At 68.7% G+C, this 23,608-nt stretch carries 25 protein-coding genes; 6 read left to right on the top strand and 19 right to left on the bottom strand.

Annotated features, from left to right (window positions below):
* Positions 1–30: 30 nt before the first annotated feature.
* The gene (locus ACTXPP_RS02345; RefSeq protein ID WP_443340692.1) at positions 31–1,959 is read right to left on the bottom strand and encodes a sensor histidine kinase; all 1,929 of its coding nucleotides are present in this window, start codon (positions 1,957–1,959) and stop codon (positions 31–33) included.
* Positions 1,959–2,687 (bottom strand): response regulator transcription factor, encoded by a 729-nt coding sequence (locus ACTXPP_RS02350; protein WP_443340694.1) that lies wholly within the window; start codon positions 2,685–2,687, stop codon positions 1,959–1,961. Before ACTXPP_RS02350 ends, ACTXPP_RS02345 begins: the two co-directional genes overlap by 1 nt.
* Positions 2,688–2,872: 185 nt before the next feature.
* Between ACTXPP_RS02350 and ACTXPP_RS02355 the strand changes: the two genes are divergently transcribed.
* Positions 2,873–3,652, top strand: coding sequence for a L,D-transpeptidase (locus tag ACTXPP_RS02355; protein WP_301497456.1), 780 nt, complete (start codon positions 2,873–2,875; stop codon positions 3,650–3,652).
* Positions 3,653–3,666: 14 nt separating this feature from the next.
* A complete protein-coding gene (locus ACTXPP_RS02360) occupies positions 3,667–4,242 on the top strand; it encodes a GNAT family N-acetyltransferase (protein ID WP_443340696.1) in 576 nt (191 codons plus the stop codon).
* On the opposite strand, the gene crtI is transcribed toward ACTXPP_RS02360, so the two are convergent.
* From crtI to ACTXPP_RS02410, 10 genes are all read right to left on the bottom strand, one after another.
* Positions 4,227–5,831, bottom strand: a complete 1,605-nt coding sequence (gene crtI, locus ACTXPP_RS02365; RefSeq protein WP_443340698.1) for a phytoene desaturase family protein — start codon at positions 5,829–5,831, stop codon at positions 4,227–4,229. The genes ACTXPP_RS02360 and crtI overlap by 16 nt on opposite strands.
* Positions 5,828–6,778, bottom strand: a complete 951-nt coding sequence (locus tag ACTXPP_RS02370) for a phytoene/squalene synthase family protein (protein WP_443340785.1) — start codon at positions 6,776–6,778, stop codon at positions 5,828–5,830. Before ACTXPP_RS02370 ends, crtI begins: the two co-directional genes overlap by 4 nt.
* Positions 6,765–7,799 (bottom strand): hypothetical protein, encoded by a 1,035-nt coding sequence (locus tag ACTXPP_RS02375; protein WP_443340700.1) that lies wholly within the window; start codon positions 7,797–7,799, stop codon positions 6,765–6,767. Before ACTXPP_RS02375 ends, ACTXPP_RS02370 begins: the two co-directional genes overlap by 14 nt.
* Positions 7,800–7,977: 178 nt before the next feature.
* The gene (locus ACTXPP_RS02380) at positions 7,978–8,646 is read right to left on the bottom strand and encodes a pyridoxamine 5'-phosphate oxidase family protein (protein ID WP_443340702.1); all 669 of its coding nucleotides are present in this window, start codon (positions 8,644–8,646) and stop codon (positions 7,978–7,980) included.
* A gap of 309 nt (positions 8,647–8,955) precedes the next feature.
* Positions 8,956–10,155, bottom strand: coding sequence for a ThiF family adenylyltransferase (locus ACTXPP_RS02385; RefSeq protein WP_301521039.1), 1,200 nt, complete (start codon positions 10,153–10,155; stop codon positions 8,956–8,958).
* On the bottom strand, positions 10,152–10,610 hold the full coding sequence (locus tag ACTXPP_RS02390) for a molybdenum cofactor biosynthesis protein MoaE (RefSeq protein ID WP_443340786.1): 459 nt from the start codon (positions 10,608–10,610) through the stop codon (positions 10,152–10,154). The genes ACTXPP_RS02385 and ACTXPP_RS02390 overlap by 4 nt, the downstream gene beginning before the upstream one ends.
* A 7-nt stretch (positions 10,611–10,617) precedes the next feature.
* On the bottom strand, positions 10,618–11,115 hold the full coding sequence (locus ACTXPP_RS02395; protein ID WP_301521041.1) for a MogA/MoaB family molybdenum cofactor biosynthesis protein: 498 nt from the start codon (positions 11,113–11,115) through the stop codon (positions 10,618–10,620).
* Entirely contained in the window at positions 11,115–11,699 is a 585-nt protein-coding gene (gene moaC, locus ACTXPP_RS02400) for a cyclic pyranopterin monophosphate synthase MoaC (protein ID WP_301521042.1), read from the bottom strand. Before moaC ends, ACTXPP_RS02395 begins: the two co-directional genes overlap by 1 nt.
* Before the next feature lie 11 nt (positions 11,700–11,710).
* On the bottom strand, positions 11,711–11,998 hold the full coding sequence (locus tag ACTXPP_RS02405; protein ID WP_301524788.1) for a HigA family addiction module antitoxin: 288 nt from the start codon (positions 11,996–11,998) through the stop codon (positions 11,711–11,713).
* A 91-nt stretch (positions 11,999–12,089) separates the two neighbouring features.
* Positions 12,090–12,416: a GNAT family N-acetyltransferase gene (locus tag ACTXPP_RS02410; protein WP_367618743.1), complete on the bottom strand. Its 327-nt coding sequence runs from the start codon at positions 12,414–12,416 to the stop codon at positions 12,090–12,092.
* A 235-nt stretch (positions 12,417–12,651) separates the two neighbouring features.
* On the opposite strand from ACTXPP_RS02410, the gene ACTXPP_RS02415 reads away from it, so the two are divergent.
* A complete protein-coding gene (locus ACTXPP_RS02415) occupies positions 12,652–12,924 on the top strand; it encodes a MoaD/ThiS family protein (protein WP_301524787.1) in 273 nt (90 codons plus the stop codon).
* A 2-nt stretch (positions 12,925–12,926) separates the two neighbouring features.
* A complete protein-coding gene (locus ACTXPP_RS02420) occupies positions 12,927–14,780 on the top strand; it encodes a molybdopterin-binding protein (RefSeq protein ID WP_443340707.1) in 1,854 nt (617 codons plus the stop codon).
* 165 nt (positions 14,781–14,945) lie between these two features.
* Here ACTXPP_RS02420 and ACTXPP_RS02425 read toward each other — a convergent pair whose 3' ends face one another.
* From ACTXPP_RS02425 to modA, 6 genes are all read right to left on the bottom strand, one after another.
* Positions 14,946–15,488, bottom strand: coding sequence for an HPP family protein (locus ACTXPP_RS02425; protein WP_301524786.1), 543 nt, complete (start codon positions 15,486–15,488; stop codon positions 14,946–14,948).
* Complete coding sequence (locus ACTXPP_RS02430) at positions 15,488–15,730, bottom strand: hypothetical protein (RefSeq protein WP_443340709.1); 243 nt, start codon at positions 15,728–15,730, stop codon at positions 15,488–15,490. The genes ACTXPP_RS02425 and ACTXPP_RS02430 overlap by 1 nt, the downstream gene beginning before the upstream one ends.
* Complete coding sequence (locus tag ACTXPP_RS02435; RefSeq protein ID WP_443340711.1) at positions 15,731–16,513, bottom strand: LysR family transcriptional regulator; 783 nt, start codon at positions 16,511–16,513, stop codon at positions 15,731–15,733.
* 411 nt (positions 16,514–16,924) lie between these two features.
* A complete protein-coding gene (locus tag ACTXPP_RS02440; RefSeq protein WP_301520986.1) occupies positions 16,925–18,313 on the bottom strand; it encodes a molybdopterin molybdotransferase MoeA in 1,389 nt (462 codons plus the stop codon).
* Positions 18,261–19,145: a molybdate ABC transporter permease subunit gene (locus ACTXPP_RS02445; RefSeq protein WP_301520987.1), complete on the bottom strand. Its 885-nt coding sequence runs from the start codon at positions 19,143–19,145 to the stop codon at positions 18,261–18,263. The genes ACTXPP_RS02440 and ACTXPP_RS02445 overlap by 53 nt, the downstream gene beginning before the upstream one ends.
* Before the next feature lie 4 nt (positions 19,146–19,149).
* The gene (gene modA, locus ACTXPP_RS02450) at positions 19,150–20,037 is read right to left on the bottom strand and encodes a molybdate ABC transporter substrate-binding protein (protein ID WP_301498186.1); all 888 of its coding nucleotides are present in this window, start codon (positions 20,035–20,037) and stop codon (positions 19,150–19,152) included.
* A 305-nt stretch (positions 20,038–20,342) separates the two neighbouring features.
* On the opposite strand from modA, the gene moaA reads away from it, so the two are divergent.
* Complete coding sequence (gene moaA / locus ACTXPP_RS02455) at positions 20,343–21,509, top strand: GTP 3',8-cyclase MoaA (RefSeq protein ID WP_301498185.1); 1,167 nt, start codon at positions 20,343–20,345, stop codon at positions 21,507–21,509.
* A 30-nt stretch (positions 21,510–21,539) separates the two neighbouring features.
* On the top strand, positions 21,540–21,824 hold the full coding sequence (locus ACTXPP_RS02460) for a hypothetical protein (protein ID WP_301520989.1): 285 nt from the start codon (positions 21,540–21,542) through the stop codon (positions 21,822–21,824).
* A 220-nt stretch (positions 21,825–22,044) separates the two neighbouring features.
* Here the strand turns inward: ACTXPP_RS02460 and ACTXPP_RS02465 are convergent, their stop codons facing one another.
* The gene (locus ACTXPP_RS02465) at positions 22,045–23,499 is read right to left on the bottom strand and encodes an MFS transporter (protein ID WP_301525390.1); all 1,455 of its coding nucleotides are present in this window, start codon (positions 23,497–23,499) and stop codon (positions 22,045–22,047) included.
* Positions 23,500–23,608 lie beyond the last annotated feature (109 nt).

Raw genomic sequence — 23,608 nt, forward strand, 5'->3', positions numbered from 1 at the left:
TGAGTCCTACGTGGAACCCGGGCCGGAGACTCAACGCCCCCAGGTGTTGGGGTTACGGCGGTCCGACCAGGGCTGCTTGTCCCCCGGCGCCGAATGCTTCGGTGTCGAGTGCTTCGGTGTCGAGTGCTTCGGTGCGGAAGGAGACTCCTGCGTTGAGGATGGGGAGGACGAGTCGGAGTCGGTGCCCTCAGTGTCCGCTGGGTCTTCACCAGCGATGTCTGCGGAGGCCGACCCGGAATTTGCGGAGTCTGACTCAGGGGCCTCGTCGACGTCCTGACCTCCGTAATCCTCGGTGAGGTCGCCATCCGGATCACTGTCGAGGTCGCCGTCAAGGTCGTCGTCGAGGTCATCATCGAGTCCCTCGTCCGGCCAGGGCGGAAGCAGGATATGGAAGGTGGTCCCCTTGCCCAGCTCGCTCTCCACGGTGATCGTGCCGTGGTGACGCTCGATCAGTCGCTGCACGATCGACAGGCCCAGTCCCGAGCCGCCCGATGCCCGGGAACGCGAGACATCCGCGCGGTAGAACCGCTCGAACAGGTGCGGCACATCCTCCGGCGAGATGCCGTCACCGTCGTCGCTGACATCCAGTGCGATCATGTCGGCACCAGCACCGCCACCGGCACCGTCCGAACCCGTACCGTCCGATCCAGCACCCTCAGGACCACCGTCACCAGTGCCAGCGCCGCTGACCCGGCTCAGCCGGATGTCCACCGTGGCGTCGTCACCGGCGTGGCGAAGCGCATTGGTCACCAGATTGCCCACGACCTGGTGCAGTCGGGCACTGTCACCCATGGTCACCGGCACCGACCGGGTGTCGTTGTGCACCCGCACGACCCGGCCCGGGAACCCGGCGCGGGCGTTCTCCGCCGCGGCCAGCGACAGCTCCAGCAGGTCCACCGGGTCCTCGCGCATCGGACGCCCCTCGTCCATACGCACCAGAGTCAGCAGGTCCTCGACGAGCAGGCTCATGCGTCCTGCCTCATCGGCGATCCGGTCCATGACCATGTCCGGGTCATCGGTGGCGCCGGAACGGTACAGGTCGGCATAGCCTCGCACGCTGGTCAGCGGGGTGCGCAGCTCGTGGGACGCGTCCCCGATGAAGCGTCGCATCGACGACTCGGCCTCACGCGCCTGCTTCTCCGACTCATTCACCGCGATGAACGCCCCCTGGATCTGGGCGAGCATCCGGTTCAGCGCCACCGAGAGCCGACCGACCTCGGTGCGCGGCGACCAGTTCGGGACACGCTGGTCCAGGTGACCGCGGGCGATGCGTCCGGCGGTCTGCTCCACCTGGTACAGCGGCTGCAACGCACGACGCACCAGGAACATCGACGCTCCGATGAGCACCGCGAGGATCAGCAGGCTGACCGTGACCAGCATGGTGGTCATCTGGTTCATGATCTTGGTCTCGCCGTCCATCGGCAAGGCGAAGACGGTCACCTCACCGTCGTCGTTGACCACCGCCGCGGCACGCCAGGGGCTCGACGACGCCGATTCCGACGTCGCCGGCACCGTCACCGGGCTGGTCGGTTCGTCCAACGCGGAAACGTCCGGCTGCGACTGGTTGATGTTGTTGGGGCTCAACTCCGCACACGGGTCCCCGACGACATGCCAGTACAGGTACGACGGCGGCTGCTGCTGGGTGAGGCGCTCGTAGAGGCCGCGCTGCGGGTCCTGCCGGTCGCACGTGGAGTCCGTTGCGTTGATCGCCCAACTCCGGGCGCTGAGCAGGTTCTCGTCCACCCGGTCGGTGAGGAAGCGTTGGGTCATACCGGTGATCACGGTGCCGGACACCGTCAACCCGAGGGCGGTGAGCACCGCGATGACCAGCACCAGGGACACCCGCAGCGGGTAGTGCGACAGGAACACTCCCGGGTATGGCTTCTCCCGGGCGGTCTTCTCGCGGCTCGCTTTCTCTCGGCCGATCTTCCAGGCCCTACCGTCGGACGGGGACGCCATCAGTTACGCGGCAGCCGCAGGACGTAGCCCACCCCGCGCACGGTGTGGATCAGCCGCGGCTCCTGGGTGTCGATCTTGCGTCGCAGGTAGGAGACGTAGGACTCCACGACGTTGCCGTCGCCACCGAAGTCGTACTCCCACACCGCGTCGAGGATCTTCGACTTCGGGACGACGACCTCCGAGTTGATCAGCAGGTAGCGCAGCAGCTTGAACTCGGTGGGCGACAGGTCGACGACCTTGCCGGCCTTGGTGACCTCGTGCATGTCGTCGTTGAGGGTGATGTCGGCGTAGGAGATCAGCGAGGTGTCCTCTTCCCCCGCCGGCTGGACGCGGCGCAGGATGACCCGCAGCCGGGTGATGACCTCCTCCAGCGCAAAAGGCTTGGTGACGTAGTCGTCCGCACCGATGGTCAGCCCGTGGATGCGGTCGTCGACACCGTCCTTGGCGGTGAGGAAGAGCACGGGCGCGTCATGGCCGTCCTCGCGCAGCTTGCCGAGCAGGGTGAAGCCGTCCATCCCGGGCATCATGACGTCGAGGATGAAGGCGTCGGGACGGAACGTCTTGGCGATCTCGCGGGCCGAGGCTCCGTCGGCGGCGGTACGCACCTCGAAGTCCTGGAACTCCAGACGCGCCTTGATCAGGTCGGCGATATTGGCTTCGTCGTCAACGACCAGAACCTTGACGGGGGCGGCGGAGCTGGTGGAGTGATTCGCGGTAGGCACGTTCATATCTCCCTAGTCTGGCCCGGAAATCCGGGGACTGCATGGATGTCACATCCAGAATACCTGTGACTTCGATGATTGTTCGGTGCCACAGCGCCCCAAAACGTGACTGCACCATTGCAGCCCCCCGTTACATGATTCGGGCATGTGCGTCTGGCTAATCAACTATCGCGCGGAGTAGGATAGCCCGAGTGAACATTCGTAAGGCACTCGCCGCTGTCGGCGCCACCATCATCGCGACCGCCGGAATCGCCTCCGTTGCGTCTCCTGCCGTCGCTGCCCCCGCAGACCCCTCCGCCGCCATCTCGGCGAAGGCTTCCGACCTGCGCACCACCGTCAAGAACACCGGTATCGAGCTGCCTTCCCCGGATGAGATCGACAAGCTCATCCGCGACGGCGCGCTGGACGCCCACGATGCCGCCCTGCTGCAGTCCGGCAACGTGCCCGCACAGTTCCGCGACGCCTACGAGCAGGGCGTCCGCGACCTGACCGACCTCGTCGCCCCGGGTGCCGTCCAACAGCGTGAGGACGCCCGCGCCGCCGAGCGCCGTGCCGCCGCTGAGCGCCAGGCTGCCGCGGAGCGTCGTGCCGCCGCTGAACGGCAGGCCGCCTCCACCCGTAACACCCCCTGCCCGGCGGACGCCCGCGTGTGCGTCGACATCAACGGCAAGCGCACCTGGCTGCAGCGTGGCGGCTCGGTCTCCCACGGCCCGGTCCCGATGTCCCCGGGCGCTCCCGGCCAGGACACCCCGCGCGGCACCTTCAGCGTCCAGTACAAGGTGAAGGACGAGGTCAGCCGCGAGTTCAACAACGCCCCGATGCCGTACGCGGTGTACTTCACCAACAACGGCCACGCCTTCCACCAGGGCACCCTGAACAACCTCTCGGCTGGTTGTGTGCGTCTGAACCAGCAGGACGCGATCACCTACTTCAACGCCCTGCAGCCGGGCGACAAGGTCTTCATCTACTGATAGCCTGGTCCGCCGTGACTGCTTCACCGCCACCACAGTTCCGCTACCGCCGCGCCACCGGCGACGACCGGGACATCCTGCGTGCCATGTACATCCTCACGGACCAGTGGGGCGACGAGTCCCGTCCGGTGAGCGAGGGGATCGACGAGGAACTCGCCGCCTACGTGGACGCCTGGACCCCGCAGCAGCCGGGGGTCATCCTCGAGCGGGTCCCGGGGGATGATTCCGCGGAGGATTCCGCTCCGGACTCTGCTGCGGACTCTGGCGACGTCCCCACCGCAGTGGGTGCCGCGTGGCTGCGTACCTTCACCTCTGAAGCACCCGGGGCAGGCTTCGTGTCAGACGACTACCCCGAGGTGGCCATCGCGTTGCACCCCGAGGTCTCCGGCCACGGCCGCGGCACCGCGCTGATGCAGGAAATGCTGCGCGTCGCCCGTGAGGAAGGTTTCCCCGGGGTCTCCCTGGCCGTTGACGTGGGCAATGACCGGGCCCGGCACGTCTACCGCAAACTGGACTACGTCGACAGCACCGTCAACGGCGGCTACGACCCGTCCGGCAGCTGCCACGTGATGGTCTACCGGTTCGACTGATTCACCGCTCCACCCGGGCGACGTGCCCTGTCCTCTATCGCGGTCAGGACGTTCTCCGCACTGATCAGGCACATCGGCACCCCCACTCCCGGAGTGGTCGTGGACCCTGCGTAGTACAGGTTCGACACCGCCCGGGAGTGGTTCGTCCCACGCATGAACGCCGACTGGGTCAGGGTGTGCGCCAGACCCAACGCCCAGCCATGCCAGGAGTTGTAGTCGGTGGCGAAGTCCTTCGGCCCCAGGGTGGAACGCGCGCAGATCCGCTCGGCCAGGTCGGGGATCCCGGCCCGCTCGGCCACCAGGTCGATCGTGGCATCGGCGATGGCCTCGACGTCGCGTTCGGTGATCGTCGGGTCGGCGGTGCAGGGCACCAGGATGAACAGGTTCTCGTGCTCCTCGGGGGCGACGTCCGGGTCGGTGGCCGAGGGGCGGCAAACGTACACCGAGGACGATGCAGAGGACGAGGCGCCCCCTCCCCCGAAGACGGCGGCGAAGTCGGGCGTCCAGTCATCGCTGAAGAGCAGCGTATGGTGCGCCAACTGCGGTAACTCGCCGCGCACCCCGAGCATCACCACCACCGCGCCGACGCCCGGGTTGATCCGCCGCCAGTGCGCCTCCGGATAGGTCTGCACCCCGCGGGCCAGCATCGCGGTCTCGGTGTGGTGCAGGTCAGCGGCACTGACCACCGCATCGGCGTCCAGTTCGGTGCCATCGGCCAAGACCACACCGGTGGTCCGTGCGGTGGCACCGGGCAGCCAGGACGTCAGACGTCCCAGCCCCGGCACCCGGCGCAGCGGGTTCACGCGGTCGGTGTCGGTGCGGATTCTCGCGACCGGGCAGGACGTCCTGACCTCCACGCCGTTGTCCACGGCGAGCCGGCGCAGCGACTCGACGACGGCGGCGAACCCGCCGAGCGGGTACTTCACGCCCTGCACCAGGTCGGTGTAGCTCATCAGCTGGTAGAGCGCCGGGGTCGTCGCCGGCGCCGAGGAGAGGAACACCGCCGGGTACGACAGGATCTGCCGGGTGCGCGTATCGGTGAAACGGTTGTTGACCAGGGACTGCAGCGAAACGGTGAGTAGCTTGGCCAGGCGTCCGGCGCGGGCGAGCACCTCCCGGCCCAGGAAGGGCACCGGGGAGGAGAAGGTGGTGTAGAGGAAACGGTCGACGGCGATGCGGTAGGTGTCGCCGGCCTCGGCGAGGTAGCGGCGGACCTTCTTACCGGCACCGGGCTCCAGGGACTCGAAGAGTTCCGCGACCTGCTCCGCACCGACCGGGACGTCCACCGGGTCACTGTCCCCGGAGAGCACCCGGTAGCCCGGGGCGAGGTCCACCAGGTCGAGCTGCTCGGCGGTGGACGTGCCCATCAGCTCGTAGAAGCGGTCGAAGGCCTCCGGCATCAGGTACCAGCTCGGCCCGGTGTCCCAGCGGAACGCGGGGTCGGCGCCGATCTGGGCACCGGACAGTGAGCCGGCACGTCCTCCGACGGTGTCATTGGATTCCAGCAGGGTGACCTGGTGGCCGGCGCGGGCGAGCAGACCGGCGGTGGCGAGCCCGGCGACACCGGCACCGATGACGATGATCCTCATGAGCTCCTCCGCCTGACCCGTGCCACGGCCTTGGCGGTGACCAGTGCTTTGCGTGGCCCCGACACGCGGATGCGGGTGGTGTCGAGAGTGTCCGGGTCGCTGGCGCGGATCTCAGCGGCGAGTTCGGCGTAGAGCGCGACGGCGGCTGCGACCCCGTCGCGGGCCCCGCCGGGCAGGTGGGCGATGCGCTCGCGGGCGGTGTCGAGGTCGGCCTCGATGTCGTCGAGGATTCGGTCGCGCGTGGGGCCGGTCAGCGGGCCGTCGGTGAGTTCGGGCAGGTAGATGCGTCCGAGTCCGTCCTGGTCGGCGCCGAGGTCGCGCAGGAAGTTGACCATCTGGAACGCCCGGCCGAGCGCGACGGCGCCGTCCGCGAGCCAGGCCCGGTCGGCGGACGTGTCCTCGTAGGCCAGGAAGATGTCGAGGCACATCAGGCCGATGACCTCGGCGGAGCCGTGGATGTAGGACGCCAGGCTGTCTGCGTCGTGCACGGTGACCTCCAGGTCAGCACGCATCGAGGCGAAAAAGGCGACCATGTGCTCCGGGTTGATGCCGCAGCGGGCGGCGGTGCCTGCCCAGGCGTGCAGGATCGGGTCGGTGAAGAACGGTGCAGCGGTGCGTCCTGTCGCGGTCGCCCCACCGTCCCCCGGCGCAGCCGTCCCGCCGTCCCCCGTCGCGGTGAGCACGCGGGCCTCGTAGTCGTCCAGAATCTCACGCACCTCGTCCGGCGACGCCCCGGCGTCCGACGCTGCCCCGTCGACGATCTCGTCGGCGATGCGTACCACCGCATACAGGTTGCGGATCTCGCGGCGGACCGGAGCGGCGAGCAGACGGGTGGCCAGGGAGAACGAGGTGGAGTAGCCGGCGATGACGTCGGCGGCGACCCGGTCGGCCAGTGCCGAGTACGGGTCGGAGGAGGTGCCACTGCGTGAGGCGTCAGGCCAGGTCATCACACAGGCAAGGGTACAGCGGGCGCCCGCGCGGGAGATAGCCGGACCGACCCTGCACAGGGGTGCGCTCACACCTTCGGGAACCAGAGCCACATCGGTGCATCGGTCGGGATCGCCTCGTCCTCCCTGCGGAAGCGGCGCAGATGCTGCAACTCGAAACGCACCGTGTCCGCCACCTCGTCCGAGACCAGTGCGGCGCGTGTTTGACTGCGGAATCCGGGTACCGCAGCAGCAGGTACCCCCACCGCGTGGCCTGATTCCCCTTGCACCGGCCCCTGGCGAAATCCATCCGCTTCGCCTTCGCCTCCCCGTGGTAGGCCCAGCTGTCGATCTCGATGAGCAGCCGCACCTCCGGGATCATGATGTCCCAGCAGTATCCCCGCACCATCGCGTTCGTCTCGATGGTGATCAGCCCCGCCTCCAGTTCAGGACGCAGCGCCGAGCGGATCAGCTGCACCGCCTGCGTCTCCAGGTTGCTCGCCGTCCCGATGATCGCCTTCGACCTGATCGCCGCGAGACGCCTGCGGCCGGTGCGTGACAGGTGTGCGGCGTCCTTCTCGAAGTTCTCCGTCCCGCGGAAGCCGGAGTAGCCGCGTTCCAGCACCCTGACCTGGTCGGCGGGGTTGTCCAGGTCCACCGCGGTCTGGGCTGCGGTGGTGGCGTCCACACCCCGGACGCTGGTGACGCTGCCGGCGCGGCCCGTGCCTGGTCGGCGGCGGCGGATGGTGATGAGGTCATCGTTGTGTCGCCGCGACGTGCGACACGCCGTCGCAGGCCACTCCATGGGGAGTGCATAGTGGAGGTACGCCGCCGTCCTGCCGGTGAAGACGATCCCGGGGTGGGCGAGGGCGAGCGCGCGCAGCACGACGTCCGTATCCATCGTCGTGGTGTAGACGCCACGCGCAACCCGGTGGAGTGTGTCTCCGAGCGCCCGGCGGGTCCTCGCCTCGCCCCAGCCTGCGTCCTTCAGTTCGGCGGTGGTCCAGATCTTCTTGTCCCCGTGCATTGTCCCTGTCCCCATTTGTCCCTTGCCCCTCGCCCCGGCGGCCCCCTGCCGCGCGGTTGGACGCCACACTACCGGAGGGTGTCGCCCAGTGCCCCCGATTCGCCCAGTGTCCCCGATTCGCTAAGTGTCCCCGATTCGGCTAGCCCGAGTGTAGTCGGGCGACCGATTTGGGGACACTTAGCCACTACCCACCTCAGCTGTGCGGCGCCTCCCCCAACCGCGCCTCGAGCTCGGCGATCCGGGCATCTCGCTCGGCGACCTTGTCCTTCAGCTCGGCGATGTCGGCCCGGTACAGGTCGAGTCGTTCGTCGACCTCCTCACGGGTCCAGCGCGGGATGATCTGCTTGGAGCAGTTCGCGTCCGAGGAGACGACGTCCACCACCACGGCGCGCTCGATGACACCCTTGATGAACTGCTTTCCCAGGTCACGCAGCTCGGCGATGAGCTCCGGGTCGTCCTCGGCGTCGACGGTGCGGGCGTGACCGAAGACCTTCACCCGGGAACGGGTGGCGAAGTCGATGAAGAACAGGCACACGCGGTCGTCCCGGTCGAGGTTGCCGGCGGTGACGAACTGCCGGTTGCCGGCGAAGTCGGGGAACATGATCTGCGAGCGTCCGGCGGTCGTCCTGACCTTCACGAATCCGGACGGCCCGCCCTTGTGCTGCACATAGGGCCAGCCGGTCCCGGTGACCGTCGACATGAAGAACATGCGGGTGTTGCGGATGAGCTTGGCGTCGCGGGCGTCGAGCTCCGCGCCGGACGCTCCGGTGGTGTCCACCCGGTTCGCCACCCCGCGGGCTTCCTGCCGGGCCTTCACGAAATCGTCGAAGGCGATGGACGCGTAGTTCGTCGGTTCATTCATGCCGTCATGCTCCACGCGGTTCATTGTCCCACCGGAGTTCAGGTCGCCACGGAGCGGGTGTGCGAAGTGGGAGCGCCGTCCGAAAGGACGGCCCCGCCGAGGAAGGGGCAACGTCCTACGACGGGTCCTGGAGAACTCGGTGGCCAGAATCATCGCGAACTATGTTCGAGATGGCATCGACTGGCTGTTGAATCTCTAAGGCCGAAGCGGGTGACCAGTCTGTACAGGGCAGGTCGCCCGCTTTCCATGTGGTGATGAGGGCGGCTCATCAACGTTCAGATTACGCGACCCCTACCTGCGAAGCCATGCTCATTGTCGCTCCAACCAGGCGTTGATGCCGCCGGGGAGATCGACGCCGCCGATGCCGGACGCCGCGAGAATCTCCAGCGCCTGCGCCGAGCGCACCCCGGCCGCACAGTAGACCACGAGGGGACGCCCGCTGTCGGACGCTTCGGCCGCCAGGTCGCGAGCCTCGTCCGGCAGGTCAGGGGTTGCCGGGTTGGACGCTGCGCGCAGCGCGGACAGCGGCACGTTCACCGCACCGGGGATGCGGACGGTGGCGAACTCATCGGGTTCACGGACGTCCATGAGCACGGCGTCGGTCAGGTCGGGCAGGTCGCTCAAGGCGGGACCAGCGGTGCCGGCAGCACCGTCAGCGCCGTCAGCGCCGGCGGAAGCTGCAGCACCGGCGGCGAGGTCAGGGCCGCCGTCCGAGGGTTCCACCGCGAGCTCCTCGGCGACCGGCGTCGCAGCGTTCCGAACGCGGGCGGCAACGGCGGGGTCGGCGGCCAGCGGAATGTACTCCCAGCGTCCGGACAGGCCGTCGAAGTAGCCGAGCTCCCCGGCGAGCGGCTGGCCGACACCGGTGAGCACTTTCACCGCCTCCAGCGCCATCGCGGTGCCGACGACGCCGACGACCGGCCCGAGCACCCCGGCGGCCGAGCAGGACGGCACGGTCCCGGCCGGCGGCGGCGTGGGGAAGACGTCCTCGTACACGGGGCCGGCCGAGCCGTCGGACAGCGTGGCTCCGAAGACCGAGAGCTGGGCATCGAAGCCCAGGATCGAGGCCCACACGTGCGGGATCCCCAGCACCGTGCAGCCGTGGGAGGCGTCGTAGCGGGCGGCGAAGTTGTCGGCGCCGTCGAGCACGACATCCGCACCGCGCAGCAGATCAACGGCATTGTCGGCGGTGAGTCGGTCGGTGACGGTGTACACGGTCATCCCCGGGTTGCGCGCCAGCATCTCCCGGCGTGCCGAGCTCACCTTGGTCTCCCCCACCGCGGCGTCGGTGTGGATGACCTGGCGGTGCAGGTTGGACGTCTCGACCGTGTCGTCGTCGATGACGGTCACCGTCCCCACCCCGCAGGCGGCGAGGTAGAGCAACGCCGGGGAGCCGAGGCCGCCGGCGCCGAGGACGGCGACGTGGGCATCGGCGAGGGCCTGCTGGGCATCCAGGCCGAAGCCGGCGAGGGTGATCTGGCGGCGGTAGCGTCCGATGTCGACACTCACAGGCCCACCCACCCGGTCGAGCCGTCGGTGTGTTCCTGTTCCTTCCAGATCGGTACATTCGCCTTGACCTGCGTGGCGAAGTCGGCGATGGCCTCGAAGGCCTCCCCGCGGTGGGCGGACGCGACGACGACGAGGAAGGCCATGTCGCCGATGGCCAGCGACCCGGTGCGGTGTTCGGCCCACAGTCTGACCTGCGGGTACTTTTGCACCGTGGCCTCAGCGATCTGGGCGAGGATGTCCGCCGCACTGGGGTGGTGGGTGTAGTCGAGGCTGGTGACCCCGGCGCCGTTGTCGTGGTCGCGGACAACGCCCTCGAAGGTGACGACGGCACCCATGGCGTCGGTCGCGGTGTCGGCCTTCGCCGCGGCGAGGTGGCCTTCCAGCGGCTCGGCGGAGATGGCGGTGTGCACGACCACGCCGGTCTGCTCGGCGACGTAGGCGGGGTCGGCGTTCACTGCAGCGTCACTCATGGTCGCCGGCTCCTTCCAGCTGGGCGATGAGGTGGTCGAGGACCGGGTCGAGCACGGCGATACCGTCCTTCACCCCACCGGAGGAACCGGGCAGCGTCATCACGAAGGAGCGTCCGACCACCCCGGCGACCCCGCCGGAGAGCAGTGCGGTGGGCACGCCGTTGTCCACGCCGCGCTGCTGGACGGCGGCGACGAGGCCGGGGAGTTCGTGCTCGAGCAGCGGCTTGACGGTGGCGACGGTCCGGTCGGTGGGGCTGATACCGGTGCCGCCGGTGGTCAGGACGATCCGGGGCAGCACCGGGTCGTCCAGCAGTTCCGGCAGGGCGGTGGGGATGTCGGCGTCGGCGATGACGGTGGCGTCGTCGACCTCGAGGCCGCGGCTGCGCAGCCAGTCGACGAGGACGGGGCCGGTGCGGTCGGTGTAGTCGCCGGACGCCGCGCGGGTCGAGGCGACGATGACCAGCGCGCGGGTGTGTTGTGTCTCAGTCATCAGCGCACATCCCAGTCGCCGGACTTGCCGCCGGATTTCGCGAGGACGCGGACGTCGTCGATGACGGCGTGTTTGTCGACGGCCTTGATCATGTCGTAGACGGTCAGGGCGGCACTGGTCACCGCGGTGAGGGCCTCCATCTCCACGCCGGTGACACCGCGGGTCTTCACTGAGGCCTCGATACGCACGGCACCACGGACGTCGGCGTCCGCAGCGTCCGCGGCGTAGGCGCCGGCAGCGTCCGCAGCGTCCTCCCGCGCGAAGTCGACGGTGATCTTGCCCAGCGGCAACGGGTGGCACAGCGGGATCATCTCCGGGGTCTTCTTCGCGCCCATGATCCCGGCGACGCGGGCGACCGGCAGGGCGTCGCCCTTCGGCAGACCCTCGTGCGCGCCGTCGGCGGGGGCGAAGATCATGTCGAGGACGTCCGGACGGGTGATGACCCGACCGGTGGCCACGGCGGTGCGGCTGGTCTCGTTCTTGGCGGTGACGTCGACCATGTGGGCCGAGCCGTCCTCCCGGACGTGGGTGAGGTGGGCGTTCCCTGCGGTGCCTGCGTTCCCTACGTTTTCAGCGCTGCTCATAGTTCCCCAGGTTACGCGGTGGCCAACGGATCGATGTCCGCCAGCCGGTCTCCTAGTGCCTGGTGCCCGATCCGCAGTTCGTAGTTGGACCGCAGGTCCATCCAGAACTCCTCGGAAGTTCCGAAATACCTGGCGAGCCGGATCGCGGTGTCCGCGCTGATACCCCGCTTGCCGTGCACGATCTCGTTGATCCGTCGCGGCGGAACCCCGATGGCGACAGCGACCTTGTGCTGGGTGATTCCGAACCCTTGGATGAAATCCCCCATGAGGATCTCGCCGGGATGGATCGGTTCGATCATGTCCTCGCCTCCTTCGCTCACTGTGACCACGTTGCCAACGCATAACGGACTCCGCCATTAACGCAATGCGTTGTATTCCTCCCATCCCGACCTACCCCGTCAGGTCCTTGAAGTACCGCGCCACCGGCCAGCGCTTGTACCCGTTGGCCCTGTAAACCGAACGGGCCGGTGCATGCCCGGGATCGTCACCGGTCTCCACCATCACCATCCGCATCCCCGCCTCCCGGATCCGCTGGTGCGACCGGTCCAGCAGCACCGAGGCGATCCCCTGCCGCTGCACCTCCGGGTCCACGACGATGACATGCACCTCCCCCCATCGAGTCCTCCGGATGGAGCCGGGTGACCACCCAGCCGACGACCCGACCGTCCAGAACCGCGACGTCCACCAACTCCGGGGCCCCGTCCACCACCTGCGCAAGGTCCGTCCGCTGCCGGGTCTCCCACCCGTCCGGCCAGAAATTGTCGTAGACGAATCGCGGCACGGTGTCCCGCAGCTGCCCGAACACCGGCGCCCAGGACTGCAACGCCAGCTCCAGCATCTCCTCCCGGTGGGCGTCGGAGTAGTCGACGACGGTCACCGCGGCACGCTCATCAGTCATGGTGTGAAGCCTAATGACGAATCCCCACCACCCGCGCCGCCTACACTGGTGCACATGGTTGAGATCCACTACTTCGCCGCCGCGCGGGCCGCCCGCGGCGTGGCCCAGGAGACGCTGCCGGACCCCGGGAGCACTCTTGCTGACCTGCTGGGATCCCTCGGCAGCGCGCACACCGACACCACCGCCGGCGGCATGACGCTGGCCGAGGTCTTCGGACGCTGCAGCTTCCTCGTCGACGGACGCACCGTCACCCACCCCGAGGCCGCCGCGACCGCCCTCGACGGGGTGCAGCGTGTGGACGTCCTCCCGCCGTTCGCAGGGGGATAACGGTGAGCATCCATTCCATCATCATCGCCGGTGGTGAGGGGTCCCGGCTGGCGGCCTCGGCGCCGGAGGACACCCCGGCCAAGCCGCTTCTCGCAGGACGCGACGGCGTGCGGTTGATCGACCGCGTGCTCGCCGCTTCTGCCGAGGTCGCCGGCGTCCGTGTCGTCGTCGCCGGGGAGATGGAACTCCCCGATGACGTGGTCCGCCTGCGCGAGGATCCCCCGTTGTCCGGACCCGCCGCGGCCATCGTCACCGGGGCCCGGGCACTGGCCGAGCGGGAGGACACCGGTGAAGAGGACCTCGTCCTTCTGCTCGCCGCCGACCTGGTGAACCCGGGTCCGGGGATCACCGCGCTGCTCGACGCGGCGTCCGACTCTCGGTCCGACACTGACCCCGACGGCGCCATCGCGACCGTCGACGGGCGCCTCCAGCCGCTGCTGTCGACCGTCCGCCTGGGCGCACTGCTCACCGCCATCGGCGACGACGACTTCCGCGACGCCTCCGTGATGCGACTGCTGCGCCGGATAACCCTGGTGGAGGTCGAGGTCCCGGCCGCCACCGCCGCCGACGTCGACACCTGGGACGACTGGACCGAACACCTCCGCCACCAGCCGGCGACCTGGCAGGACGCCCGGACCAGCATCGCCGACACGGTCGCCACCATCGTGGCGCGCACCGGACGCACCGAGGAGAAGACCGGAGCGTCCCGCACTCCGGCTCCCGGCGACGTGCTCGCCGCGGACGTCCTGTCCCCGATACCTGTGCCGCACTACACGTCCTCGGCGATGGACGGGTTCGCCGTCAGCGGCCCCGGACCGTGGACGCTGCTGGCCGCCACGCCGACCAATGCCCGCGGGCGGAACCTGCACCGCACCGGTGGGACGCTGGAGCCCGGTCAGGCCCTGCCGATCCTCACCGGGTCACTGATCCCCGAAGGCGCGACCGCCGTGGTGCGCTCAGAGAACGCGCAGGTCACCGATGATGTGGTGACGGCCGAGACCCCGGAGGAGGGCCGTGACATCCGCCCGGCCGGCCAGGAGTGGGACGCCGGGTCCGTCCTGGTGACCGCGGGGACCCGGCTGACCCCGCGGCATGTGGCGATGCTGTCAGCCTGCGGGGTCGACACCGTCGAGGTGCGCCAGGCACCACGGGTGGCCTGCGCATTCACCGGCAATGAGGTCATCAGCCACGGCGTGCCCGGCCCCGGCGAGGTCCGCGACGCCTTCAGCACCTCCTTCCCCGCCCTGCTGGGCGCGTGGGGTGCCGAGGTGACCGTCGCCGACCGGCTGCCGGACGACCCGGTCGCCGTGGAGGACTGGCTGCGTCGGCCGGACGTCCGGTCCAGCGACATCGTGGTGATGACCGGCGGGTCAGGACGCTCCACCCAGGACTTCGCGCGTCGTTTCATCAGTCGCGCGGCCGAAGAGGTGCTCGCCGAGGAGGTGGCCTGCCAGCCGGGGCATCCGACGCTGATCACCCGGCGCGCTGACCAGCTGATCATCGGGGTGCCGGGCAATCCGTTCGCCGCGCATGTGGCGCTGCATTCCTTCGTCGCCCCGGCGGTGGAGGTGTTCTGCGGTACGACCGTCGAGGACGCGGTGGCGACCCATCCGGCGACTGCATCCACCGGGGCGTCCGGACGGATCGGCGCGCTGCGTCGGGACCGGGTGCGGCTGATGCCCGCGACCTTGGATGAGCGCGCCGCTCACGACTCCACTCCGGCGCAGGTCACGGTGACTCCGGTGGCTGGTTCGCACTCCCACATGCTCAGCGGTTATGCCGCGGCGGATGTCCTGATCGTCGTCCCCCGCGACGGCCTCGAACCGGGCGACCTGGTGGAGTACCTGCCGTTGTAGACACCGGTAGGACCACCCCATCGCTCGCAGCACGGCCACCCCTGTCAGAAAGGTGGGATCATTTGATGGTTTTCCGGTCGGATCCCGACGATTCATCCCACCTTTCTGACATGCAGGGGAAGCCTTAAGCACTTTTATCTTCCGGGCCACCCTCAGTCGACGCTGCTACGCCCGCCAGACCCGCTTGCCCAGCACCAGCCGGTAGACCTCGGCAATCACCGTGATGACCGCCGCCCCGGCCATCACCGGCGTCAGCAGGAACATCCACCCCGGGTCGGTGAGCATCACCAGGATCGGCATCGCCGCCGCCGGCGGGTGCAGCACCCTCAGCCCGGTCATCAGCATCACCCCCACACCGGTCGCCAGTCCCATCGTCCACCACGACGCCGGGGCGATCTCCAGCATCGCCAGCCCGGCGGCCGTCGACACCAGGTGCCCGCCGAGCATGTTGATCGGACGCGACACCGGCGCCGACGGCAGCACGCAGATCAGTGCGCAGGACGCCCCGAAACTCGCGATGAGCAGGGGATGGCCGGTGAGTTCGGCAATCAGCCCCAACACACTGACCGCCACGATCACCCCGACCCCGGACAGCAGGATCGTCCCCAGCGACATGTGGGGCTGGGCGCGTCGGAACCTGTGCCACCAGCGGCTGTCGGTGTGCTTGTCGGCGCCCGTGTCAGTGCGTGAGTCAATAGCAGGAGTCACTACTGCGCACCTCCCTCGGACACATCAGTGTCGTTCCCAGCCGCCAGCATCACGGCGACCGCGTCGTCGAGCGCGGCAGACATCGCCGGCAGCGGACGAGACTCCAGCCGTGCCACCGCCAGTTCCAGGTACACCTCCGGTTCGACCAGCCGACGGGTCTCCCACCGGGAGGCGGGCGCGGTGTGCTCCGGCACCACAGCGAGCCAGCGTCCGGTGGCGGCCAGGGCCTTGAGCAGCTCCACCTACGAGGCCTCCACTCCGGGCGTCACCGACAGCCCGGCCCCTGCATGGCCGCGGTCGAACTCGCGGCGGGCCACGGTCCCGTGACGCAGCAGGGCCAGTGGGAGTTCGGCCAGTTCAGCGCCGGTGATTGTGGCGGTGCTCGAGGCGGCGCTCGAGGTGTTGATCGTGTCAACGTTCGCGGCAGCGTTCGCGGCGGTGCTCGTGGTGGCGCCGGAATCAGTGCCGGACGTCCCGAACACCTCCGGGTGCCCGCACACCGCCCAGCTGGTGCGTCCCAACCTGGCCTGGTGCAGCGCGCCAGCCTCCGTCGCTGCCCCTGATCCCGACGCCTCGGCCGGGTGGACGATACCGGCGTCCAGGTCATGGTTGAGGATCTGCGAGCTGATCTGTTCGCTGGTCAGCCCGCCGATGAGCTCCACCTTCACCCCGGGGTGCAGCTCGGACAGGTGCGCGATCAGCGTCGCGGCCTGCTCGGTACCCGCCGGGATGGTGCCGAAACGCAGCGTGCCCTCCAGCGTCCCGTGCCGACTGGCCATGTCCTGCTCCAGGGAGCGCTGTTCGGCGAGGATGCGTCGGGCGTAGTTGAGCACGACCTCGCCCTCCGCAGTGAGCCCCTGGTAGGACGCCCTGCCCCGGCGCACCAGCGGAAACCCGACCTCGGCCTCGAACTTCCGCATCGCCTGGGAGAGAGTGGAGGCAGAGACGAAGCACGCGTGGGCGGCGCGCCCGAAATGCTCTTCGCGGGCCAGCGCGTCGAAGTAGGTGAGGTGTATGAACTGCATGCCGACAGACGCTACCGTGCCACCCATCACCGCCACTACCTGCGGTGTGAGTTCACGGTGATTAATTCCGAACAACTGTGAGCCATGGGCTCATGCCCCAGGTGGACCCCGGCAGCACATGTCGGGCACCGTCGAGCCACCACCCTCACCCCTCCCCCGGTCTTCCCCGGTCTTCCCCGGACATCCCCCGGTCATCCCACACCCTCACCCACGCTGACGCCCATGCCGACTACCACGCCCTGGATGTAAGAAACGTGGGATCATTCGATGGGATCCGGCCGAAAAACCATCGATCTATCCCACGATTCTGACATCACCGGGGACGGGACAGCTGGGGTAGCGGCGGCGTCGGCGTACAGGATCGATCTACAGCGGCCCGATCTACAGCGGGATGAACAACCACCGGAGGATCTACAGCGGGATGATCTCCACCGGATCCCCGGTGACAAGGCCCACGCTGCCCTCGCTACCTTCGCTGCCTGCGACACCCCCGCTGCCCTCGCCTCCTTTGCTGTCCTCGCCCGCCGGGACGCGGAGCAGGCAGTCCGCCGCCACCGACTGGGCGAGCAGATGGGAGCCGGGCCCGCCGACCACGAAGCCGGTCAGCACCCCGTCGACGATCTCGGTGCGACCACGCAGGAAGCGGTCCTTTCCCGCTTGTCCCTGCATGGACTCGCCGGCGCGTCCGACCACAGGTTCAGCCACCTCGCCGAGCACCGGGGCGACGAACAGCCGGAAGCTCACCGCGGTGGACACCGGGTTGCCCGGCAGACAGATCACGGGCACACCGTTGAACGCGGCCAGTCCCTGCGGGCCGCCTGGCTGCTGGGCGACGTGGCTGAACCAGGCTGGGGTTCCTGCCTGAGTTCCAGCAGCACCCTCCAGCACCTGACGCACCACCTCGAAGCGTCCATGGCTGATCCCGCCGCTGGTCACCACCGCGTCCGGACCCGCCTGCTCGATCGCCTCGGCCAGCACCGCCCGGAACCCCGCCGGGTCATCGCTGGTTCGCACCGTCCCGGCGACCTCGATGCCGTGCCGGGCGCACAAGGCCTGCAGCATCGGCCCGTTGGCGTCGCGGATCATCGCCGCACCGTCTGTGCCATCACTGCCGATCTCATCACCACCGGTGCAGATCAGCACCCGGGCGGTCCGACGCACCGGCAGCTCGGCGATCCCCTGCGCGGCGACCGCACCCACCGTCCGGGGATTCACCACATGACCAGCCGACAACAGCTCTGCACCGGCGCGCAGGTCAGAGCCTGCGAGTCGGACGAAGCGTCCGGCTTCCCAGGGAGGAACGCTCACACCACCGGAACCTCCAGCCGTGCCAGCACCAGCGGCGGTCGCAGCCTCCGCAGCCTCGAAGTCGGGCGGATCGCACGCCTCCACCGGCACCACCGCCGCGGTCCCGGCCGGCAGCCGCGCCCCGGTCATCACCGGGATCACCGCGTCACGGATCCGGGAGGTGGGGTTGGTGACCGCGTCGAACAGGACGTCGCGAGGGTCGGCCCCGGCAGCCACCGTCGGCCCCACCGGGAAGCGTCCGCCGGCCAGGTGCGATTCAGCCAGGGCGTAGCCGTCCATCTGGGAGTTGTCGAAGCGTGGGGAGTCCTCGACGGCCACCACGCTGCGGGCCAAACGCCGCCCGACTGCCGCCGCGGCAGGGACGTCCACCATCTCGCGCTCCCCCGCCGGCCCTCCCTTCAGGTCCGCGACCAGCGCGCGCACGGCGGCGAGGTGCTCCTCAGGGCTCCGGGCGCGCTCGCCTGCGTGACTGTGCCCTGCCGTGCCTGTCATGTCCATTGATTCCCTTGTGTCCATTCGCCCCGCCAACACCCATCCGGATGACGGCGATCCCGCCGACGACCAGCACATACACCCCGATCAGCATGATGCACGCGCCCAGCGCCCGGTCCATGTCATTGGCGCTGAGCCCCAACTCGACCAGCAGCGGGATCGTCCTGGTTTCGCCCGCTACGTTACCGGCAAAGGTGAGGGTCGCGCCGTACTCTGACAGCGCCCGGGCGAAGCTCAGCACGCAACCGGTGGCGATCCCCGGCCAGGACAGCGGCACCAGCACTCGCATCATCGTCTGCCAGCGGGATGCCCCGTCCAACGCCGCAGCCTCCTGCAGCACCACCGGCACCCCCTGCAGCGCCGTGGTCGTCGTCGAAACGAAGAAAGGCATGGCCACGAACACCTGCACCACGATCACCGCCAGCGCGGTGTAGGCGACCTGCACCCCGGCGTCGTCCAGCCAGGAGCCGAGCACCCCGCGGCGTCCCCAGAAGAACACCAGCGCCAGCCCGGACACCACCGGGGACAGCACCAGCGGGGCGTACACGATCAGTTGCACGACCTGCCCCCAGCCCGGATGTCGGCGGGCGAACTCCACCAGCCACACCGACAGCGGCAGCCCCAGCACCACGCACAGCAACGTGGACACCAGCGCGGTAGACAGCGACAGGGTCAGTGACTGTACTGCGGCAGGCGCGGTGACCAGCTCGACCGCGCGGTCCCAGGGAATGTTCAGCAGCAGGGCCAGCAGCGGTCCGAGCAGCAGCAGGACCGCCGCCAGCCCGATGAGGGTGATGACGACGGGAACTGAGGTGACCGTCCGACTGCGCACCGTCCTATTGTGCCCCGTGTTCCTCGTCCGCGTCTTGTGCCCCGAAGCCGTACTTCTCGAGGATCTCGGCGGCCTCGTCGGTGGCGAGGAACTCGAGGAACGCCGCGGCAGTGCCGTTGTCCTGGCCCTCGACGGTCAGCGCCGCGGGGTACAGGTTCGGCTCGATGTCCACGGTCTCGGCGATGTCGATGACGGTGATCGCCTCGCCGTCAGAGCCGTCAGCACCGCCGGCGGCGTCCTGCAGTGCCTGGGCGTCGGTGGCGTAGATGAACCCGGCGTCGACCTCACCGGTGGCGATCTTCGTGGCCACATCCGAGACATTCGCCTCCTCGGTCGGACTGGACAGTGCGATGCCCTTCTCATCGAGCACCTGGTGGGCCAGGGTGCCGCAGGGCACGCCGTCGGCACATATGGCGATGCGGGCGTTCGCTGCGGAGCCGCCGGACGCCAGGTCGTCCAGCGACTCGATGCCGGCCGGGTTGCCGGGGGCGGTGGCGAGAACCAGCAGGTTGGTGGCGATGACCTGGGCGTCCGCACCGTCGAACTCAGGCAGGTCGAGGGCGGCGTCCATGTTCTGCTCGTCGGCGCTGATGAACAGGTCGGCGTCGGCGCCCTGCCCGATCTGCTGGACGAGCTTGGAGGACCCGGCGAAGTTGAAGACGATCTCGGTGTCGCCGGCGTTGGCGGCGTTGAAGGCGCCGGCGAGTTCCTCACCGACGTTGTTCAGCGAGGCGGCGGCGAAGACGTTCACGGTGCCGGATGCTGCGTTGGTCCCGGTCTCGCCGGAACCGTCACTGTCGCCGTCGGTGGAGCAGGCGGACAGGGCGAGGGACGCTCCGGCGCCGAGGGCGGACACGGCAAGAACACTGCGGGGAATGCGGGTGGTGGTCATGTGGTGTCCTCTTCTCGAAGGAGACAGCTGCGGCAGTTCTCGCCGCGACATGCTGCAGCGCTGCGGCTATCCTTGGGTACAAGACCGCACCTTAGTCGCCCAGTGTCGCGCACCCTGGACTGGCTGGTGCCGCACCTCCGGACGCCCGTGTGGAGATGCCGCACGCACCCGGTGTGGATAGATGACCCGTCACACGGTAGACCGGACGGTAACGGCGCAAAACTACCCAGACGATCCAAACGACACAGCCAACACAGCCAACACAGCCGACACAGCCGAGCCGCGCAGAAGGAGGTGGCCCACCAATGACCACGGTCCTGCCGATCCCCACGGTGCCAGGCACCGCCGCCGGTGCCGCGCGCAGCAACGCGGCGAGCGCAGCGTCCGACATGCCAACCACCACCGGCCCGCTGCGCCTGCGCGACCGGTGGGGACGCACCGCCGACGACCTGCGCATCTCCCTGATCGACAAGTGCAACCTGCGCTGCACCTACTGCATGCCCGCCGAGGGCCTGCCGTGGCTGCACAAGTCCTCGCTGCTGACGGCTGAGGAAGCGGTGCGTCTGGCGGACATCGGCGTGCGGATCCTGGGGGTCAAGGACATCCGGTTCACCGGTGGTGAGCCGCTGGTGCGTCATGACCTGGCCGACATCATCGCCGGGGTGCGCGAGCTGCACCCGGAGGTGCCGATCTCGATCACCACCAACGGTATCGGCCTGGACAAGAAGGTCGATGCCCTGGTGGACGCCGGGCTGACCCGGGTGAATGTCTCCCTGGACACCATCGACCCTCAGGCTTTCGCCGAACTGACCCGACGCGACCGTCTGCCGCAGGTCATGGCCGGTCTCGCCGCTGCGAAGGACGCCGGCCTGGAGCCGGTGAAGGTCAATGCGGTGATGATGCGCGGGGTCAACGACACCGGTGCCGCCGACCTGCTGGCCTGGTGTGTCGAGCGCGGCTACCAGCTGCGTTTCATCGAGCAGATGCCGTTGGACGCCGACCGGTCCTGGGCGCGCGACAACCTGGTCTCCGCCGCGGAGCTGCGCGAGCGTCTGTCGGAGCGGTTCGTGCTGCGCGAGGACCCGGCGCCGCGGGGCTCGGCGCCGGCGCAGTTGTGGGAGGTTTTCGACCGGGTGTCCCGAGTACAGGACGCAGCGCAGGATGCACCGCTCGCCGCCGATGCGACACCGCTGGGCAAGGTCGGCATCATCGCCTCGGTGACGGAGTCCTTCTGTTCGGCCTGTTCACGCACCCGCGTCACCGCCGACGGCAAGATCCGTAGCTGCCTGTTCTCCAATGAGGAGACGGACCTGATGTGGCTGCTGCGCGGCGGTGCGTCCGACGAGGACGTCGCACTGGGCTGGGCCCGGGCCATGTGGGGCAAGCCGCGGGCCTACGGCTCCGACGAGGTCACCCTCGACGACGAGGCCTACGTCCAACCCGAGCGCACGATGAGCGCCATCGGCGGCTAGAACGTCCCGCGTTTCTGCAACAATGGGTGCATGACTTCTCCCCTGCCTACGAATCTGCGCGGTATCGTCACCGACTACATCGACGCGACGACGACGTCCGCCGCCACGACGCAGGACGCCGCCCTCATCCTCGACGACGACGCCCACCTCATCGAAGCACACCTCACCGGCAAGTGGGACGAGGACGACCGGGAGCACGAGAAGAACGCACACCAGACCATCCGGACGCTGATCGACACCGCGTCCCCGGAGGATCTGGAAGGTGTACGCGCCGAGTTGTCGCAGTCCGCCGAGCACCTGCTCGGCGGCCTCTAGGCCTAGTCGACCCCCGCCTGCCTCTCCCCTCCCCGCGCTCACTGGCCGCACGTCTCCCCTCCCCGTCCCCAGCCTCCAGCGGCCCGGCTATCTATCACACCCCTCGCGATTTCCGCATCGTGAGACGCGCAGGTCAGGACGTTTTCCGCCCCCAAGGAAAAACGCCGGAGGTGTGACGGATGACGTCCATCGCCGCACGGACACCGCACGGACACCGCACCTACACGTTCGCGGCGGCGAAGCGGGTGCCGGGCCGGCGGTACACCACCCACACCACCGCAGCCATCACCACGTAGGCCCCGGCGAAGACCCAGAAGGCGGTGGCGAAACTGCCGGTCGTGCTCTGCGACAGGTTCAGCACCTGCGGGATGGCGAAGCCGCCGAAACCACCGATCGCGCCGATGTAGCCCAGCGCCGCGGCACTCTTGCGCTCATGGCCGACCGGGTCGTCGGCAGGCACGGAGAGCTCGAAGACGGTCGGGATCATGCGGTAGGTCGAGCCATTCGCCAGGCCGGTCAGGGTGAACAGCATGAGGAACAGCACCAGGTAGACCCCGAAGCTGATGCCGTCGAGCAGCATCACCATCGTCGCGGTCACCAGTGCCATGCACAGGAAGACCACGATGCTCACCCGGGCGCCGCCGATCCGGTCAGCCAGCTTGCCGCCGTAGGGACGGGCCAGGGATCCGACCAGCGGCCCCATGAACGCCAGGCTCAGTGCGGCACCCAGCACCGTGAAGGAGGAGAAGTCCGGGAACTGTGCCTTGATCAGCGTCGGGAATACCGAGCCGAAGCCCATGAAGGAGCCGAAGGCGCCGACGTAGAGGAAGGAGATGATCCAGAGGTGCTTCTCCTTCAGGGCAGACAGGGAGCCCTTGATGTCATTGGTCGCATTGGAGAGGTTGTGCATGTAGCGTCGTGCGCCCCAGGCGGCCAGCAGGATCAGCGGCACCCAGATCAGTCCGGCCACCGACAGGTTCGGTTCGAAGGCGCCGAAGGCGAAGACGGTCACGGCGATGGGGATGACCAGCTGTGCCACGGCCACGCCCAGGTTTCCCCCGGCGGCGTTGATGCCGAGGGCCGCACCCTTCTCCGCCTTGGGGTAGAAGAAGGTGATGTTCGACATGGAGCTGGCGAAGTTGCCGCCGCCCAGCCCTGCGGTCGCGGCGATGATGAAGAGGATCCACACCGGCGGGTTGTCGGCGGTGAGCATCAGCGCGGTGGCCAGCGTGGGGATCAGCAGCAGTAGCGCGGAGATCACCGTCCAGTTGCGTCCGCCGAATATCGGGACGGTGAAGCTGTAGGGGATCCTCGTGGCTGCACCGACCAGCGGAGGCAGGGACACCAGCCAGAACTGTTGGGACGACGTCAGGTCGATACCGGCCTGGGGCAGGAAGATCACCGTCACCGACCACATCTGCCAGACGGCGAAGCCGAGGAACTCGCAGAACACCGACCAGATGAGGTTCTGTCGGGCGACCTGGCGGCCGGGGCCGTTCCAGAATGCCGGGTCCTCGGCATCCCAGTTGGTGATCCACCGTCCTTCCGTCATCTCGATGCGGGGATCGCCAGAAGAGTGCGACGCAGACGTGTCGGACGGGCCGGCCTGGGCGGGGTTCTGGGCGGGAGGGGTCGTAGGAGAGTCGGGGGTCGTCGTGGTCCGTGTCGTGGTCACGCGGGATCCTGTTCGGGTCGTCGTTTCAATGGACTGCCTCCAAGCTGTAACCGTGCCCGGATGACCTCGACAGCCGGGAGAGAACCCGGAAACAGAAGCTTCACAGCAG

The sequence above is a fragment of the Candidatus Corynebacterium faecigallinarum genome, from assembly GCF_052264515.1.
Lineage (GTDB): Bacteria > Actinomycetota > Actinomycetes > Mycobacteriales > Mycobacteriaceae > Corynebacterium > Corynebacterium faecigallinarum.